The following is a 17,001-nucleotide window of genomic DNA, read 5'->3' as shown; positions in this document are numbered from 1 at the left end:
CCTCTCGGCGGCCTTGCGAAAAACAAATCCAAGTTAGACCATTTCAAATGGTTCGATGTCTGCCCGGATGCGACACAACTGGTGTGTCCATCCTCGCAGTATCCGGTTCTCAAGGTGCACGCTTTGCGGCTGATCCGGTCCGACCGGGCCGCGCGGCAAGGAGATATATTGCCAGACCGGAGGGGCGCCGGGGGCGGGAATCGCGCACTCCATATTTTGTTCACAAATGAATAGGTCCCTCAGTCGCATCACTGAGGTTAAAACTGAAGCATTGGCTTCTGATATTGGCGATGACCAGCTGTTTTATGAGTATTGAGACATCGGTCATCTCTGGAGCGCTACTTTACTCCAAAGGCATCAGCTATTTGTTTCCCATCGGTAAAAGGCGGGTTTTGTTCGCCAAGCGTTCTTATATATAGATAGATACGGGTTCGAACCCGTGCACCGGCAACAAAAAAGACGGCCAACCGAAGTTGACCGTCTCAACAATCTTTGGGTGGGCCGTCAGGGGCTCAGCCTGCTTCGCAGGCGGCCGCTGCGGCGCTTTCGCGCCTTGCGCGCTGCGCTGGCAAACGCTCACGCGTTTACTCAGCTCCGCGCCCCGACGGGTTCGAACCCGTGCACCGGCAACAAAAAAGCGACCAACCGGAGTTGATCGCTTTCTATTCCATGGTGGGCCGTCAGGGGTTCGAACCCTGGACCTTGGGATTAAAAGTCCCCTGCTCTGCCAGCTGAGCTAACGGCCCGCGGGTGGCATTGTACCACGGTCTGGGACTATTCCCAACTCCATTGGCCGTTCTGGAAAATCACAACTTCACGTCCATCAGGCGTAATGCCCGTAATATCGATGTCGTCCGTGCCGATCATAAAATCGACGTGCGTGCTCGAGACGTTAACGCCATGCTCCAGGAGCTCTTCCTTGGACATGTCGTACCCACCCTCGATGCATTCGGGGAAACCGACACCTAGCGCGAGATGGCAGCTAGCGTTCTCGTCATAGAGCGTGTCATAGAACAGAACGCCGCTTTCGCGGATCGGAGTGTTCTTGGAAATGAGCGCGACCTCGCCCAGATGAGCGGCACCTTCATCGGTGTCAATAATGCTCGCAAGCGTTGCCTTGCCCACGCGGGCGTCGTAGTCCACCACGCGGCCGCCCTCGAACTTAATCCAAAAATCTTCGACTTTATTGCCGTGGTGGATGAGCGGCATGGCCGAGTACACGATACCGTCGGCGCGCATGCGATCGGGCGAGGTGAAGACTTCCTCGGTGGGAATGTTGGGGAAGAAGGGGTGTCCATCGGGCGTCTTGCCCTTGCCGCCGGCCCACTCGTGACCCTTCGTCATGCCAATCGTCAGATCGGTTCCATTTGCCGCGGTGTAATGCAGGTAGTCGAAACGATTGTCGTTCAGGAAACGCAGGTTCTTTTCGAATGCGGCGTCATGGAGTTCCCAGTCGCTCTCCGGGTCCTGGCCATCGGCGCGCGCAGTGTGCAGAATCGCATTCCACAGTTTATAGATTGCAACCTCATCGGCGTCTCCTGGGAACACCTCGTGCGCCCAAGCCACGACCGGAGCGCCGGCGATGCACCACGGATTGATGTTGTAATCCAGTCCACGGCGGAAAACTTTGCACTGCGTATTCCTCGCCTTTGATGCCGCGGCCGGCTTGGCTGGATCGATGCCCTTGAGGGCCGCAGGATCCGCACCTTCGATAAAGACAAAGCAGGCACCATCCTGGGCCAAGGAATCCAGCTGCATGCGCTTCCACTCGGGTGTCTGCTCAAAATAGCTTTTCTCGACATGCTCGTACGTGAGCCTCGTCACGGCATCATCGGCCCAAATGACCGTCACGTGGCCGGCGCCGGCAGCATAGGCCTCCGCGACCACCACGCGCGCAAACGGCGCGCACTCGACCGGAGACTGAACGACGACCTCCTGGCCGGGCTTGACGTTTACGCCCTTGCGGACGACCAGGCGCGCGTAGTTTTTAATCTTGGGCTCCAGGGCCTTCATGCCCTCCAGAGCCTCTTCGACCGTCAGGGCAGCTCGAATCATGTGCCACTCCATCTATCTATAGAACAGTAAAAAGGCGCGCCGCAAAAACGACGCGCCTTATATCTTAGCGATAAGTATGTATGCAAACGCTACTTCTTCTTGGAGTCCTTCTTGTCCTCCTCGGCAGCCGCGCGCTCAATAAGAGCGTTGAGCTTGTTCTCGGACATGCCCTCGGCCTGCGCGCGGTACATGTTGCGCAAGGGACGAATACGAGCGAAGTCATAGATAAAGTCGCCCAAAATGATGACGTAGGACAAAACAATGCCGACCATCTGGACAGGGCTGGACACCATGCCAGCGGGAGCGAAGTACAGCGAGGCCCAAATTGCCACGACGAGCACCATGCCAATGGCGAGCACAATCCACCAGATGCGACGGCGCTTGGTGTAGTCCTCGTCCTGCTTGAGGAGGATATTCGACACCGTATAGATGCGGTCCTCCTTGGCGCGCTGCTTAGCCTTGCGGGCGCGCTTCTCCTCTTTAGAGAGGCCCTCGAGGTTCTCGCCCTTCTCGAGCTCTTTGCGGCGTGCCTTAGACGAAGCCGGCACGACGCGAACGGAGCTCGCTGCTTGGCGGGCGGGCTTAGCAGATGCGGCAGACTTGCGCGCAACCCCGGTAACTTCGTGGGATTGCGTGCGCTTGTTCGTGGCGCTACGGGTACTCACTTATGCGTTCTCCTTCATGCTTGTGAACTGGGAGCCCGTGATGATCTGGAAGGCCTCGCGATAGCGCTCGGACGTGCCATCGATGACCTCGGCGGGCAGGTGCGGGGTCTCCCCCGTCATATCCCAGTTGGCCTTGAGCCAATTGCGGACGAATTGCTTGTCGTAGCTAGGCTGGATCTTGCCCTCCTCGTAGCTGGCAGCAGGCCAGAAACGGCTGGAGTCGGGCGTGAGACACTCGTCGATCAGCGTGACCTTGCCATCGATGACACCAAACTCGAACTTGGTGTCGGCAATGATGATGCCACGGGTCGCGGCGTACTCGGCGGCAGCCTTGTAGATCTTGAGGGAAAGGTCACGAATCTGCGTGGCGATGTCCTCGCCCACGATCTCGCAGCAACGCTCGAACGAGATGTTCTCGTCGTGGTCACCGATCTCGGCCTTCGTGGACGGCGTGAACAGCGGCTCAGGAAGCTTGGAAGCCTCGGTCAGGCCCTCAGGCAGCTGGATGCCGCAGACGGTGCCGTTCTCGTCGTAGGTCTTCTTGCCCGAACCGGTCAGATAGCCGCGGACGATGCACTCGATAGGAATCGTCTGGGCCTTCTTAACCAGCATGGCGCGGCCAGCGAGGTAGTCACGATACTCAGCAAACTCCTCGGGGAAATCCGCCGGGTCGATGGAAACGAGATGGTTGGGGACGATGTCGGCAAACTTATCGAACCAGAATGCCGAGATGCGATTGAGTACCTCTCCCTTAAACGGAATCTCGTCGGGAAGAATGAAGTCGAACGCAGAAATGCGGTCGGTGGCGACCATCAGCAGGTTTTCACCGGCATCGTAAATATCACGAACCTTGCCACGGGAATCCGGACGACGCTCCATCGTTGTCACGTGAGTCACTCCTTACCTAAATACGACAGAAATGCGGGTTCTTTCCCGCATGTTTTCGCAAACTCGGAGCGGCAGGGACGCGGCCCCTCCTTCACCGAATAGCGAAAAGCTAGTGCTCCATTGTAGTAGATGCCGCGTCTGCCGTGTGCTCGCGGGGCAGATGAATTGTAAAAGTCGTACCCTTTCCAAGCTCCGACTCCACGGATATGTAGCCATGGTGACGCTCGACGATCTGCTTGGTCACGGCGAGGCCAACGCCCAGGCCGCCAGCTTCGCGGGCGCGGCTGGCATCGGCGCGCCAAAACCGCCCGAAGATGCGCGACAAATCGTCCTTGGCAATACCGATGCCGGTATCAGAAACGGCAATGCTGACGTGCTTGCGGTCACTGAGCACCGACACCACGACCCAACCGCCCTCGGGGGTGTAGCGCATGGCGTTGCTCATGAGGTTGATAACACATTGCGTGATCATGTCGGGATCGGCCTCGACGACATCGTCGTGACCCTGGGTCTCGTCCGCAAAACGCAGGCGCAGATCGCGGTCGACAAACAGGCGCTCCTGGGCATTAACGATGGAACGCACGAAAGGAACCATGTCCACCGGCTCAAGGTTGAGCGGAGCCGTGCTGTTTTCCATGCGCGACAGGTCGAGCATCTGCTGCACCAGACGAGCCAGGCGACGCGTCTCGGAAGCAACGGTTTCCAAATGCTCATCGTCGGTGGGATACACGCCATCCTGCATGGCCTCGACCGTTGCGAGCATGGCCATAAGCGGCGTGCGAAGCTCGTGTGCAACGTCTGAGGTCAGGCGCTTCTCGTGTTTCATATCCTTCTCGAGCGAAGTGGCCATCTCATCGAAGGTCTCACCCAGCTGATCGATCTCGTCATCACCGCGCAGTCCCGTGCGAGCCGACAGGTCGCCGTCACGGATTTGCTTTGCGGTACTGGTGATGCGATGAATCGGCTTGGTGAGCATGCGCGACACGAGCGATCCGATAACGACCGAAATGCAGATTGCAACAACCGCGGCGAGGGCCATGGCGTTAAAGGTCTTCTCCCTAAACGCAGAGTCCGCCTTGGTGAGCAGAGCGTCGGAGCCGATGGCCCACAGCTTTACCTGTCCGACATGCTCGCCGGAAGACGTTACAATCTCGACGTTAGCAACGCTATCGGAGTCGGTTGGAGCAGACGAGACCGGGCTATGCGATGCCCTCTTGCCGCTCGTGTCGTCGGTCGTAGCCTGGTTTTCGCGTACATCGGCGGTGGCGCTTGCCGAGGGCCAGGAATCGTCATAAACGATCACGCCCTTTTTATTGACGACCTGCATGCCCAGATCGTCGGAAACCAAACTCGACGTTGCGACCGTGCGCAGTTCTCCCGCGGTCCAAGAGCCGTTTTCCTCATATGAGGTTGCCAACTTCTCGGCAGCGGAATTTGCGATTTCGACGATATTGGAGCGTGTGTAATCCGAAAAGACCGTGCCCCACACAACAGAGACAACGCCCACCAGCACCAATACTGTCATGAGCGATGTCAGAGCAAAAGCAAGTGCCATGCGCGAGGGATAGCTCATCGTTGGCCGTGAATCGGAGCGAGGCGTGTTCCAACTAGCCTTGGAACCCGCCTCGCTCTCCTGCTTGTGCTTTTGTCCGATTTCAAAGCGCGCAGGTGTCATATGTGATTTCCCTATTTCTCGTCCGACTTATCGGTCTTGGCCGGAGCCTCGAAGCGATAGCCGACACCATGGACGGTGTAGAGCCACTTGGGCTTCTTGGGATCATCGCCCAGCTTGGCGCGAAGATTCTTCACGTGGCTATCGATAGTGCGCTCATAGCCCTCAAAGTCATACCCGAGCACTTTCTCGACCAGCTCCATGCGGTTATACACACGGCCGGGATGGCGGGCAAGCGTGGTGAGCAGCTTGAACTCGGAAGCCGTCAGATCGACTTCCTTGCCCTCGACCAAGATCTTGTGGCCCGAGATATCGATGACCAGATCGCCGAAGTCGAGTACCTCGACGGCGGGCTCGTCGGCCTGATGGGCACGGCGGAACAGAGCGCGAACGCGGGCGACGAGCTCGCGCGGCGAGAACGGCTTAATCAGGTAGTCGTCGGCGCCGAGCTCAAGACCGATAATGCGGTCCTCGATCTCGCCCTTAGCCGTCAGCATGATGATGGGGACATCCGAGGTATCGCGAATGGTGCGGCAAACGCGCTCGCCGGGGATCTTGGGGAGCATAAGGTCGAGCACGACCAGGTCGAACTGATGCTTCTCGAACTCCTCGATCGCGGACTGGCCGTCGCCGACGCCCACAACCCAGTAGCCTTCGCGCTCGAGATAGGCAGCGACGGCGTCACGGATTGCCTTCTCATCCTCGACCAGCAGAATCTTTTTTGCATCTGAAGCCATAACACGGCCCCCCTGTCTCAATTAGCTAAGAACAAGCCCATTTTAACGCACCTGAGCCCGCCAGATGCCGCTATGACGCGGCAGCTCGGCGGGCGGTACTCACAATTACAACGCGTTTATTCCCCTGTTGGCGCCTTTTTAACCCCTCTAAGCTTAAAGAGAGAATAGGCGTGCAGTGACTGTCTCTGGTATACCCTGGCTGTTGCGCACCGTGGCGTACGTAAGGAATGAGTCCGATTTTCCCGCCGTAGCTGGATAATCGCCATACTCCAAAGCGCGGTCGGGCGACAGCAGCGAGCCATAGGTCTTGGCAGAGGTGTCGATCAGGAAATGCGACGCCTGTACCTTAACAAGGTATTTATTCTTCTTGCCAGCCGCACATGCGAGCGGCTCACGGGACAGGAAGAGATACGGCCCTCCCTCATTACCGATATACGTGCCCATGTTGCCCAGGCTGCCCACGCCACTATAGGCCGCCTCGATAGAAAACACGAAGGTATCGCCCATATATACGGCCTCGAAAGGCGAGACTGACGAGGGAAGGACTAGCTGGGCACGTTTGGTGTTGTTGCCGTCGGTCAAATCGATTGCCGTTATGCCGTAGTAGACGCCCTCGTCGTTGCGGACACGCGGCGAGATGGTCAAAATGCCGTCGCTCGCGCGCGGGGCCGATGCAAAGCGACCCGTCGATTTCCAAATTGTCTCGGCCTTGGATTCATCAAGCGAGCGACGATAGCAAAACGAATCGCTACTCGTTTTATTGCCGCCTGCCGAGGGCATTTTATACCAGATGACTGATGACCCGAACGCCGTAAACAGCGGCGGATCATAGTCCTTGCCACCTCGATCGAGCTCAACCACGTCGCCAGAGAGCGAAGCGCCCGACAGATTTTGACCGTAGAGCTTCCACGATGAATTGGCAAAGTTCATCTCAACCCACGCGAATACGCTGTCGCCGGCACGGACATCGTAGAATGCATATCCCGTGCCCTCGATAGGATCCTCGATTAATGTGGTAAGCGAGCCATCGCCCAGGTTGAGCACACCGAGTGTGTTGGCGTGCAGTGCCGATGCGGGCGCCATCATCGCCGCGGCATAATCGCCATCGCAGTAGTACAGCAACGTACCCAGAGGCAGCGTCCATGACGCCGCCGGCTCAAGATCGATGTCGACTGCCTCGTACTCATCCGTAATCGAGATGATTTTGGAATCGTCCTTGATAACCTGCGGCTCGCCGGCGGCATCATCGCTGGTGCCCGTTTTTTTCGAGCATCCGGCAAGCACCGTGGCAGCGCCCGCGGCAGCCCCACCGAGCACGAAGCCGCGACGCGATATTCCGTTCTTGATGTGATCGGCGATACCCATTAGGCAATCTCGGCGCGAGCGGCCTCGATAGCGCGTGTAAGCTGGTCGGCGCAGGAGGTCTTTTTCATACCGCAGGTATTACCGGCGAGAACCTCGATTACGCGATCGGCAGGAGCGCCCTCGACCAGCTTGGAGATAGCCTTGAGATTGCCGTCGCAGCCGCCGGTAAACTCAACGCCCATCACCTTGTTGCCGTCATCGGAAAGGTCAAGGTGAATATTGCGAGCACACACGCCCTGAGGCTTGTAATCAAACGAAATCATGCGATCCCCTCTCAGAATGTTATTCGAAACGACTATTATCCCCGTCTTTCCCTAAATGCAACGAGGCGCTTTGCCGGCAACACACATTACCAGCAAAGCGCCCTAAAAAGCTAACGTTATGCCCGAACCTACTCGAAGCTCAGCTGCTCCAGACGATCAAAGACCGTGTCGATACGGGTGAGGAAGTCCCACGGATCAAAGATCTCGTCGAGCTTCTCCTGACTGACGGTGCAGCGCGGGTCGGCCTCGAGACGCTCCTTAAAGGTGGGGCCGGAGACACAATCCTGTACCTCGTGCCAGGTTGCCATAGCGTTCTCCTGCACAATGGCGTACGCGTCCTCGCGGGTGATGCCCGTGTCGACGAGGGCGAGCAGTACCTTGGAAGAGAAGATGAGGCCGCGGGTCTTATTGAGGTTGGCCATCATGCGGGCGGGATACAGCTGCAGGCCGTCGATAACGCGGATGAGGCACTGGAACATGTGGTCGAGGGCGATGAAGCTATCGGCCTGGGCGACGCGCTCGGCAGAGGAGTGCGAAATGTCACGCTCGTGCCACAGGGCGACGTTATCGAAGGCAACCTGGGCGTTGGACTTCACGACGCGCGACAGACCGCAGACTTTCTCCATGGTGATGGGGTTGCGCTTGTGCGGCATGGCTGAGCTGCCCTTTTGGCCCTTACGGAACGGCTCCTCGGCCTCGAGCGTATCGGTCTTCTGTAGATTGCGAACCTCGGTAGCGATGCGCTCACAGGTGGCCGCTGTAGTGGCAAGCACGCCGGCAAGGTAGGCATGGTGATCGCGGCTGATGACCTGCGTGGACAGAGGATCGTGGACCAGGCCCAGGTGCTCGCAGACGTACTCCTCGACGAACGGCTCGATGGAGCTGTACGTGCCGACAGCGCCCGAGATAGCACCGAAGGCAACATTCTTGCGGGCGTCCTCAAGACGATCAAGATCGCGCTTGAGCTCCCAGGCCCAAGAGCCAAACTTCATACCGAAGGTCATCGGCTCGGCGTGGATGCCATGAGTGCGGCCGGCACAGAGCGTGTTGCGCTCCTCAAAGGCGCGACGCTTGCAAATCTCGCCGAGCTTCTTGACGTCCTCGATGATCAGGTCGCAGGCCTGGGTGAGCTGGTAGCACAGGGCCGTGTCGCCCAGATCCGAGCTGGTCATGCCATAGTGAACCCAGCGGCTGGGCTTGGGGTCGCCCTCGGGAACATCGGCATCGATGTATTCCTTCATGTTGGTCAGGAAGGCAATGACGTCGTGGCGCGTGACTTCCTCGATCTCATCGACCTTCGCCTTCTCAAAGTTGGCATGGTCGCGGATCCACTGGGCCTCGTCTTTGGAAATACCGATCTTGCCGAGCTCCGCCTGGGCCTCGCAGGCCAGAACCTCGATCTCCTGCCAAATGGCGTACTTGTTCTCGAGGGAGAAGATGTGTCCCATCTCCGGGCGGGTATAGCGATCGATCATAGCGGCTCCTTTTTGGTTATTGGCACGTTGGTCGTAACCCAACCATTGTACCGTGCGCAGGTGCAAGTATGGGCAGCAGGCATTAACCTAACATTTTGGAATTGGAGCGAGCATGGGGACGTCCGCGTTATTTGCTTCGCAAATCCGCACCGGCTGCGGTCGATCCCCTCGGATTCACGGTGACGATGGGGAAGACTTTGTTGAATTGGCCGTCCCGAGGTCTTCTGTGCTCCATGGAGCGGGCAACGGGACATCCGCGTATTTGCTTCGCAAATCCGCACCGGCTTCAGGCGCCTGTCGGCGCCTTCGCCTGCTCGCTACAAACGCTTCGCGTTTGCTTTACGCTCGCACCCTGTCGGGTTCGAGTCCCGGCGCTTTATTGAAAAAAGCACGGCACCGTAATGGTGCCGTGCTTGTGCTTCTAGCTGGAGCGGGCAACGGGACTCGAACCCGCGAGTGTCAGCTTGGGAAGCTGATGCCTTACCACTTGGCGATGCCCGCATATGTGGGGGATAGTATAACGCGGTTGTCTTGTTCGATACAAGGGTGGCGATGCTTGTTTTAGCTATGGAGATTCGTTTGAAAATCGCGTCAATTGTGGAGATGAGGACCTTTGACCTCCTGTTCTCCTTATCTTCTACCTGCGCTTTTGCTTGATTGTTGTATTTGAGCTCAATTTGTCAGGAATTGGGCAAGCTTTTGGTCAGGCTCCGGTACTTACCCGCATGAACCTCGGGGGTAGCCTCATCCTACGCGTCGCAGCCTCCCCGTGCGGCGCACGAGGGATAAGGAGCAGCCATGTCCAACGCACCCACGCACTCTGTCCACAGCGCAATCGCAACAGGTCCGCTGCTCCTGCTCCTCTTCCTGCTTTTCGGCTGCCTGGCACCGGGAGCCGCATTTGCCGTCGATGGCTACGACCAGCTCGGCTTCCGCACTATTAGCGATGATTGTGGGCCCTTCTTCATCGGCAAGTATGAAGCTCAAGACACCTCGATTGCCTACTGCATGAACCAGGAGCGCCCCGGCCCCACCAAACCGGGCGGCCCATGGCTCAACTTTGATCAAGGCTGGGTGTGGCTCGACGACGAGTTCGCGGCAATCGTTTGTCACGGATATCCCACCACCACGTCGTTTGGCGGTTACCATCTTTCACCCGATCGCGCCCGCGCCGCCACCCAGCTTGCCGTATGGATGCTCAACGGCACTACCCATGTCGACGGCACCTACTCCTACACGACCGCTCAGGGTAAAACCAAGAGCGGACACTTTACCGCCGACAATGAAGTCGTGGCGGCTGCGCGGTGGCTCCACGACAGCGCAAAATCAGGAAGCATCGAAGCCGCTCCGCACCGCGCGCGACGCTATCTAGGGGCCGTATCGGGCGGCAGCAAACGTCAAGACATGCTCTATGTACTGCCGGCGGTCTCTGTTTCCTTCCAAAAGCAGTCTGCTAACACCGTTATTACCAGCGGAAACAATACCTATCAGTTTACCGGGGCAACATTCGATATTTTTGAGAGCGCCAGCGGCGCGCGTGTCGGCACCATCAAGATGGACAGCAACGGTCGAGCGCAAGCAACACTTCTGCCCAACACGGCATACTACCTAGTTGAAACGAAGGCGCCGGCCGGCTATGTCCCCCGCCACGATCGTATTGCCTTTACCACGGGGAATGACGGCGGGCGGGTCGCCATTGATGAACAGCCCGGCACCATCAATCTGCGTATCGTAAAACTCGATGCCGCGACGAATGCCGGCCCCCAGGTGGGATCTTCACTCGCAGGAGCAGAGTTCACGTGTGTGTCGCAATCAACCCCTGGATGGGCACAAATCCTCACGACCGACGAAAGCGGTCGGGCCACCCTCGCCGATGTCCCCTTAGGAACCTTTACCATCTACGAATCAAAAGCCCCCGAGGGCTACCTGCCATCCAACGACAGCTGGACCTATACCGTTGGAGCCGACCAGCTCGGCGATTCAGGCGTGGTCGAGATCGAATCTCGCGTTTCCGATATCCCCATTGCGTTTAACCTTGAGATTTCCAAATTCAAGGATTACGGCAATAGCGACCAATCCGGCCTGGAGCAGCCGGCGGAAGGTGTTGTCTTTGAGGTTGTCAGCAACAGCTCTCAGCAGGTTGTTGGCACACTGACCACAAACATCTATGGCTTTGCCTCCACCAAAGATCAGCCCGAAGCATGGTTCGGCACAGGCAAGCGACCCGCCGGTGTCCACGGAGCCGTCCCATACGACCGTGCCGGCTACACGGTTCGCGAGGTTCCGGAAACCGTCCCCGAGGGTTTTAAACGTGCAGGGGAATGGACCGTCGGGGCCAATTAGATTTCCAACGGCGCCGAGCTTCAATATATCGTGGACAACCACGCGCTGTCGACGCATCTCCAGATTGTAAAACGCGATGCCCAAACAGGCGCTTCTGTTCCACTAGCCGGATTCACCTTCCAACTCCTCGACAGCAATCACGAACCTGTCTCACAAACTTGCTGGTATCCAGCACATAACGTAATGGACACCTTTACGACTGACGCGACCGGGACCGTCACACTGCCCGAATCGCTCGTGCCGGGCACCTATTATGCACGCGAGACCTCGGCCAAAGAGCCCTATCTTGTCGGCAAAGAGATCGAGGTAAACATACCCGCCGACATGAACCTAACGCCCGTTGCAATCGCCTCGTATTATGACCACGCCGCGACGGGAAGCATCAGGATCGTTAAAACCGATGCCATAGACGGCAGCAGCCTCGCGGGCGCCGTCTTTGAGATCCGTGCCTCGGGTGATATCGTGCGCCCCGACGGTAGCATTGCCGCGCTCGACGGTGAGACCGTCGCTGCCGTCACGACGGATGAAACTGGAGAAACACGCGCGGACGACCTCCCGCTGGGATCTGGCACCGCACGCTACGAGGTCGTCGAGACTCAAGCGCCGACCGGCTTTTTACTCGACCGGACGCCCCATATCGTAGACCTCGCTTATGCCGACCAGAAAACACCCGTCGTAGAAGCACGGCTTAACGTATCCGACGATTACACCAAGGTTGATATCTCCAAGGTCGATGCAAGCGGTGAGCAGGAAGTGGAAGGCGCACAACTCACCTTATATGGTCCCGATAAAACCGAAATAGACTCCTGGACCTCATCCGACAAGCCGCACCGCGTCGAACATCTTGCACCCGGCACCTACTCGTTGCGCGAAATGATGTCTCCGCGGACCTATGACCTTGCCGAGGAGATAACGTTTGAAATAAAGGATACGGGAGATGTCCAACCCGTCGCGATGAAGGATGCGCCCATCGAGATCAAGGGACAGGTCGACAAGCGTCAGGAACTTGTCCAACCTATCGAAAAAGGCCTGTTGGCTAACGGCGATGGTAAAAACCGCGCCACGACGCAAACCAATAGTGATGGGCTTTTCTCCTATACCATCGATGCTCGAAACGATTCCGCTACTTGGGTTGATGAGTTTACGATTACCGATGATCTTGAGTGCGCCAAAGACGGCACGGCGAGATTCATCTCAATCGAAACCCCCGTCGCCATCGGCGACCTCAACGGTCTGTGCAACGTATGGTATCGCACGACGCCGTTGGACTCGACAGACGTCGATGAGCCGGCAAACGCGACACTTGACGATGGGCACGAAAATCCTTGGCTTGAGTCCGACGAAGTAAAAGAGAGCCTGGGTGAGGACTGTCGCCTCGTCGATTACGACGGTTGGCACCTCTGGAAGGCGGATATCTCGACCACGGAATCCACCACACTCGAGGCGAAAGAACTCGACCTTGCATCCAATACCGTCGTAACGGCCATTCGAATTGAATACGGTGCGGTAGCCGCCGACTTTACGACTCGAAGCGATGCGGATTCTTGGACCCGCGATGATCTCAAAGATGAGCACGACGACCTTGACGATGCCAAAGCAATCCTTGGCACAGACGCTCGGGGCGCAGTCGTGCACATGCAGGCAACATCGGCTTATACGCCCCAAACCGCACTCACCAACAGCGCACGCGTCGATCTTTGTCGCAACGGCGGCGGCGATAAACTTGAGTCACATGACGAGGACTGTGTCATTCAACGCTGTACCCTACCGCAGGACCTACCGGCAACAGGACCAGTTCCCATCGCCGCTTGCATCACCGCGCTCCTGACCTCGGGTGCCGCAGCCCTATGGTTCGCTCGCCTTAGGTCGATCCCAAAGAAGCGCTAGCGCGATGAAAAAGCGGGCGAGCCAGTCCCCTGGCTCGCCCGCTTTCAATCATGTAAATCGCCGTATCTACTCTGCAGACGAAGATCCACCATCAACGATTGCTTGCTCGGACTCAGGAATCCCATCGGCGCCCGTGCTCTGTTCTTGCTCCACCTCTTCGCTGATTGCGGAGGCGGGGGTCGAGCCCTTTGCACCCACGATGTAGGCAGCCCCAAATCCTAACGCAATGGCAATCAAGGTCAAAATCACGTAGACAGGCCAATGGCGCTTAATATACGAAAACACGTTGACTCCTTAGAGCTCCGTCTACGAACGGCGGATAACCTCGGTCACGACCTCGGATACCGTAGCAATGTTCGTCGGGTTGACATTGTGGGGCAGGTCGTCCTCGGTACGAGCGCAAGCCAGATGTGTGCCGTCCACACCGGCGATGGTGAGGGCTCGGCGGCTCGCCTCGAGCGCGGCGTAGGCATCGGTCTTGGCATAGGGCATCTCGAGCGCGCCACAATCGACATGGAACGACTTGCAGACCTTGCTGACCAGGTTCATGATGCGGCGATCGCCCTTGAGCAGTTGTTGTTCGCCCTCGACCGTCACAACCGAAAGCCTACCGGCGCCGACGGATTCAAGATTGATAAAGAATACGCCGCGGAGCTTATCGCGATGCGAAGCCAAGAAGGCCTTCATGCCGGCGCCATCACAATCCGAGGCACCCGTTGCCACAAACCAGATATCGTGACCGAGCAGCTCATCATCGCCCATAGAGGCGACAGCCGAGAGCATATCTTCGGAAGAAGCGCCATCGGAAGACGTAGCGCCGCCCTTCCAGCCATCGTTATCGTCCTCGAAGTTATCCCACGAACCGATACCGCGACCGGATTTCTTGGCATCGTAATCGTCTTCGACGCCCAGCCAGTCACTCATGCTGTCCTGCTCGTTTTTCTTTTTACGACCGAACAGGCCACCCAGGCCGCGCTTACGAGACTTGGGTGCCGCCGGGGCGGGAGCCGAAATGGTCTCGATCGGCTGCGCGCCCGACGCAACGGGCATAGGAGGCGCAACGGGTGCCGATGTGGGTTCGGGACCCTGGGCAGTAGCAAAGGGGTCGTTGACTTGGGCAGAGGGATCGGGAAGGTCGAACAGCGACGTGCGAGACGCAACGTTTGCCTGCTTCATAGACGGCAGCGACGGATCGGGGACTGAAGCCAGCGGAGACGAGGAAGGTGCAGGCGACGGTGCCGACGCCGGATCGGGAACATTCATCTGCGGACGCGGCGATGCCTGGGAGGAAATCTGGGCCATAAGGGAATCGACCGTTTCGTCCTGGGTGGGAGCGACATTGGCAACCGTGGCACCGGAACCACTCGGGGTCGGCATGGTGAAAATCTGCGTGGAATAAGGCCTCGACTCATCCGTCTCGGGAGTCTCGGAAACCGCAGGCACTTCCTCCTGCTCGACCTCGGTCGAATCACCCTGATCGGCTGCCGCGTATTGCTCTTCGTCAGAGTTGGCCTCGACGGACTCGTCCTCGGCAGCATCCTGAATTTCGGCAGCATCAATGGGCTCGTCATCGTCCACCGCGTCGCCCTGTTCATCGGAAATAGGAAGGGGCTCAGCAATCGCGGTGCCCTGCTTTTCAAACGTTATCGTGGAATCGAACTTCGCGGCATCAAACGACATGGTGCTATCGACGTGCTGCTGAGCCTCGAAAGACGTTGTTGCCTCAACAACATCCGCGGACGTCGGTTGCTGGGACTCAAAGGACGTTGTAGCTTCGGCGGCGTCGACGGGCGCGGACTGCATAGCCTCGTTCTGCTCGAACTCTTGCGCCGCGTGCTCACGTGCCGCCTCGGCTGCCTGCTGCTGAGCGATAGCCTCCTGCTCGGCAGCCTCGCGTGCGGCAGCGCGCTTCTCCTCGAAATCGTCGACATATTTCTTGCCCTTTGCAAGCGCACCCTTAAAGAAGTTGGAAGCGCTGGCGCCAATCGACGAGAACGCGGATGCAATGTCGGCATGGGGCGTTGCCGCGGGAATCTCGGCCGAGAAATCAGTATCGCTCTCGTAAGACACGCGCCTCGGCTGTTCAACGTAATCGTCGTCAGACTCGTCCGCAACGTCTTGCGCCGGCGCGGCGGGAGCCAAAACGTCCAGTCCTGCCGCGGGATCGATCGCGGACACCGCCTCGGGCTCGGCAACGGCAGCGGCAACCGCGGCAGACTCATCATCCACGGTGACAGCGGGCGCAGGTGCAGTCACGACGGGGGCAGGCTCGGGCTCAAACGTCGGCTCCTCGCCCTCCTCGTAATCGAGCGTGCAGGACTCGGGAAGCATTCCGAGCGCACGGATGGCATCCGAACCAAAGCGGATGTTGCCGGCGGCATTGCGATAGAGCTTGGGCTCGGGCTCGGCCGCGACAGGCTCCTCCACCGGTTCGGCAGCGGAAACCTCGTCATTGAACTCTTCGGCCTGGACAGCCTGATTCTGATCCTCGGGCACGATGGCGCCGATCAGCGTCTCGTCGGCAGACGCACCCTCAAAGCCCTCGATCTGCTCGTCGAAAGCCTCACCCTGTTCGGGCTCGGTTTGAGCGTCGGGAGCAATCGGCTGACCGAACTCGTCCTCGGCGCAGGTAGGCTCTTCATACTCGATGGTGTTGCCGTAGTCGTTTTGCTGCTGGGCCGCGGCATATTCCGCCGCTGCGCGCGCCATTTCCTCGGCACGGCGCTTTTGCTCCCCAAAATAGGTATCGAACGGAACATCGTCGGGAAACTCGTTTTCACCCTGGAAGGGAGCAACGTTGTCCATAACGCCGAGCATAGCGGCGACAGAAGATTTGTTGCACACCGCGCCGGACGTATAGGGAAGAATGTGGCGGTTAGAGATGATGTTTGCCGCGTTGGCAAGTGCAACGAGGGAAGCGAGGATCGCGACAATCCACAGCAGAACCTTGAGCGCGCCGGGGAGCGGCAGGATACGCAGGATGGCAACGGCAGCAGGGGCAACCGTGGCAACGGGCAACAGCTTGGCAATGAGCGCACGATACGAAGCATAGGGCTCGCGGGCGAGCAGCTCAGCACGGGGAGAGTCGTAGTGTGCGACAACGACCACCGGGCGGTTGCGCGGAGACGCGAGCGGGCCCGAGGCCTTGTGGTAGGCGATGACATTTTGGCTCACGCCCGTCTTGCCCAGGCGCGAAACCACGGGATGCCCTGTGCGCTCGAGCACGTAGAGCACGGCACCGACAATGGCCAGCAAGGTGCCGACCAAGCCGATACCGCCGCCGATGCCCATCAGCAGGGCGCCGGCAAACGCAAGAATACCGGTAACGGCAAATGCCAACCTACTGGGCGCCGGGGCATTGAACTCCTGAACCTCGGGGTCAAAGCCGTGGTTGCGGAAGATCTGAGCGATATCCTCGGCAGCCAAGCGCTCTTCTTCGCTGCATGCCGGCGTAATGCCGGTGTTCTGCAGCAGGTGGTTAATATAGTTCTGGGTGTTCGCCATGTGCGCTCCACATCCATAATCCGACAAATAGGCCCAATGCATGCACATTAGAACCGTATATAGTCGAAAGTATACCCCGAGCGAGCGCAAACGACCGAATTCGGGCCATCTTAACGCCCTGAGCGGACAAGGATATAGCCTAATCTC

13 protein-coding genes and 2 tRNA genes are annotated in these 17,001 nt (G+C 58.4%); 3 read left to right on the top strand and 12 right to left on the bottom strand.

The window, feature by feature from the left end:
* Window positions 1–234 (top strand): hypothetical protein (locus tag ABG996_RS07310; RefSeq protein WP_347479251.1); only part of this gene is annotated, 234 nt, incomplete at its 5' end.
* A 436-nt stretch (window positions 235–670) separates the two neighbouring features.
* Here the strand turns inward: ABG996_RS07310 and ABG996_RS07305 are convergent.
* From ABG996_RS07305 to ABG996_RS07260, 10 genes are all read right to left on the bottom strand, one after another.
* Window positions 671–746, bottom strand: a tRNA-Lys gene (locus ABG996_RS07305).
* A 28-nt stretch (window positions 747–774) separates the two neighbouring features.
* Window positions 775–2,055: an aminopeptidase gene (locus tag ABG996_RS07300; RefSeq protein ID WP_161115617.1), complete on the bottom strand. Its 1,281-nt coding sequence runs from the start codon at window positions 2,053–2,055 to the stop codon at window positions 775–777.
* An 89-nt stretch (window positions 2,056–2,144) separates the two neighbouring features.
* Window positions 2,145–2,720, bottom strand: coding sequence for an ABC-2 transporter permease (locus ABG996_RS07295; protein WP_022093792.1), 576 nt, complete (start codon window positions 2,718–2,720; stop codon window positions 2,145–2,147).
* The gene (locus tag ABG996_RS07290) at window positions 2,721–3,599 is read right to left on the bottom strand and encodes a phosphoribosylaminoimidazolesuccinocarboxamide synthase (RefSeq protein ID WP_035136481.1); all 879 of its coding nucleotides are present in this window, start codon (window positions 3,597–3,599) and stop codon (window positions 2,721–2,723) included.
* Window positions 3,600–3,717: 118 nt separating this feature from the next.
* On the bottom strand, window positions 3,718–5,283 hold the full coding sequence (locus ABG996_RS07285; RefSeq protein ID WP_040360026.1) for a sensor histidine kinase: 1,566 nt from the start codon (window positions 5,281–5,283) through the stop codon (window positions 3,718–3,720).
* Between the two features lie 11 nt (window positions 5,284–5,294).
* Window positions 5,295–6,017, bottom strand: a complete 723-nt coding sequence (locus ABG996_RS07280) for a response regulator transcription factor (protein WP_006236208.1) — start codon at window positions 6,015–6,017, stop codon at window positions 5,295–5,297.
* A 153-nt stretch (window positions 6,018–6,170) separates the two neighbouring features.
* A complete protein-coding gene (locus ABG996_RS07275; protein WP_138374268.1) occupies window positions 6,171–7,382 on the bottom strand; it encodes a twin-arginine translocation signal domain-containing protein in 1,212 nt (403 codons plus the stop codon).
* Window positions 7,382–7,645 (bottom strand): TIGR03905 family TSCPD domain-containing protein, encoded by a 264-nt coding sequence (locus ABG996_RS07270; RefSeq protein ID WP_117848466.1) that lies wholly within the window; start codon window positions 7,643–7,645, stop codon window positions 7,382–7,384. Before ABG996_RS07270 ends, ABG996_RS07275 begins: the two co-directional genes overlap by 1 nt.
* 128 nt (window positions 7,646–7,773) lie before the next feature.
* Complete coding sequence (gene purB, locus ABG996_RS07265; RefSeq protein ID WP_055251306.1) at window positions 7,774–9,120, bottom strand: adenylosuccinate lyase; 1,347 nt, start codon at window positions 9,118–9,120, stop codon at window positions 7,774–7,776.
* Window positions 9,121–9,546: 426 nt separating this feature from the next.
* A tRNA-Gly gene (locus tag ABG996_RS07260) sits at window positions 9,547–9,621 on the bottom strand.
* 297 nt (window positions 9,622–9,918) lie between these two features.
* Between ABG996_RS07260 and ABG996_RS07255 the strand changes: the two genes are divergently transcribed.
* Window positions 9,919–11,463 carry an MSCRAMM family protein gene (locus ABG996_RS07255; protein ID WP_347500976.1) on the top strand — a complete coding sequence of 515 codons (1,545 nt, stop codon included), beginning with the start codon at window positions 9,919–9,921 and terminating at the stop codon, window positions 11,461–11,463.
* 30 nt (window positions 11,464–11,493) lie between these two features.
* Window positions 11,494–13,350: an MSCRAMM family protein gene (locus tag ABG996_RS07250; protein ID WP_347500975.1), complete on the top strand. Its 1,857-nt coding sequence runs from the start codon at window positions 11,494–11,496 to the stop codon at window positions 13,348–13,350.
* Window positions 13,351–13,416: 66 nt separating this feature from the next.
* Here the strand turns inward: ABG996_RS07250 and ABG996_RS07245 are convergent, their stop codons facing one another.
* Together ABG996_RS07245 and ABG996_RS07240 are read right to left on the bottom strand one after the other, a co-directional pair.
* Entirely contained in the window at window positions 13,417–13,635 is a 219-nt protein-coding gene (locus tag ABG996_RS07245; RefSeq protein WP_022094153.1) for a hypothetical protein, read from the bottom strand.
* A gap of 21 nt (window positions 13,636–13,656) precedes the next feature.
* Window positions 13,657–16,854, bottom strand: coding sequence for a hypothetical protein (locus ABG996_RS07240; RefSeq protein WP_347479257.1), 3,198 nt, complete (start codon window positions 16,852–16,854; stop codon window positions 13,657–13,659).
* Window positions 16,855–17,001: the final 147 nt, after the last annotated feature.

It is taken from the genome of Collinsella aerofaciens, assembly GCF_039836695.1.
Taxonomy (GTDB): Bacteria; Actinomycetota; Coriobacteriia; order Coriobacteriales; family Coriobacteriaceae; genus Collinsella; species Collinsella aerofaciens_BD.
The sequence above is the reverse complement of the archived record's forward strand: the minus strand, read 5'-3'. Positions and strand labels throughout refer to the sequence as shown.

What these genes read in the sequence shown, in the direction of transcription:
- ABG996_RS07240 (WP_347479257.1), bottom strand. Translation starts at nt 16,854, where the DNA reads ATGGCGAACACCCAGAACTATATTAACCACCTGCTGCAGAACACCGGC.
- ABG996_RS07270 (WP_117848466.1), bottom strand. Translation starts at nt 7,645, where the DNA reads ATGATTTCGTTTGATTACAAGCCTCAGGGCGTGTGTGCTCGCAATATT.
- ABG996_RS07300 (WP_161115617.1), bottom strand. Translation starts at nt 2,055, where the DNA reads ATGATTCGAGCTGCCCTGACGGTCGAAGAGGCTCTGGAGGGCATGAAG.
- ABG996_RS07290 (WP_035136481.1), bottom strand. Translation starts at nt 3,599, where the DNA reads ATGGAGCGTCGTCCGGATTCCCGTGGCAAGGTTCGTGATATTTACGAT.
- purB (WP_055251306.1), bottom strand. Translation starts at nt 9,120, where the DNA reads ATGATCGATCGCTATACCCGCCCGGAGATGGGACACATCTTCTCCCTC.
- ABG996_RS07255 (WP_347500976.1), top strand. Translation starts at nt 9,919, where the DNA reads ATGTCCAACGCACCCACGCACTCTGTCCACAGCGCAATCGCAACAGGT.
- ABG996_RS07285 (WP_040360026.1), bottom strand. Translation starts at nt 5,283, where the DNA reads ATGACACCTGCGCGCTTTGAAATCGGACAAAAGCACAAGCAGGAGAGC.
- ABG996_RS07275 (WP_138374268.1), bottom strand. Translation starts at nt 7,382, where the DNA reads ATGGGTATCGCCGATCACATCAAGAACGGAATATCGCGTCGCGGCTTC.
- ABG996_RS07280 (WP_006236208.1), bottom strand. Translation starts at nt 6,017, where the DNA reads ATGGCTTCAGATGCAAAAAAGATTCTGCTGGTCGAGGATGAGAAGGCA.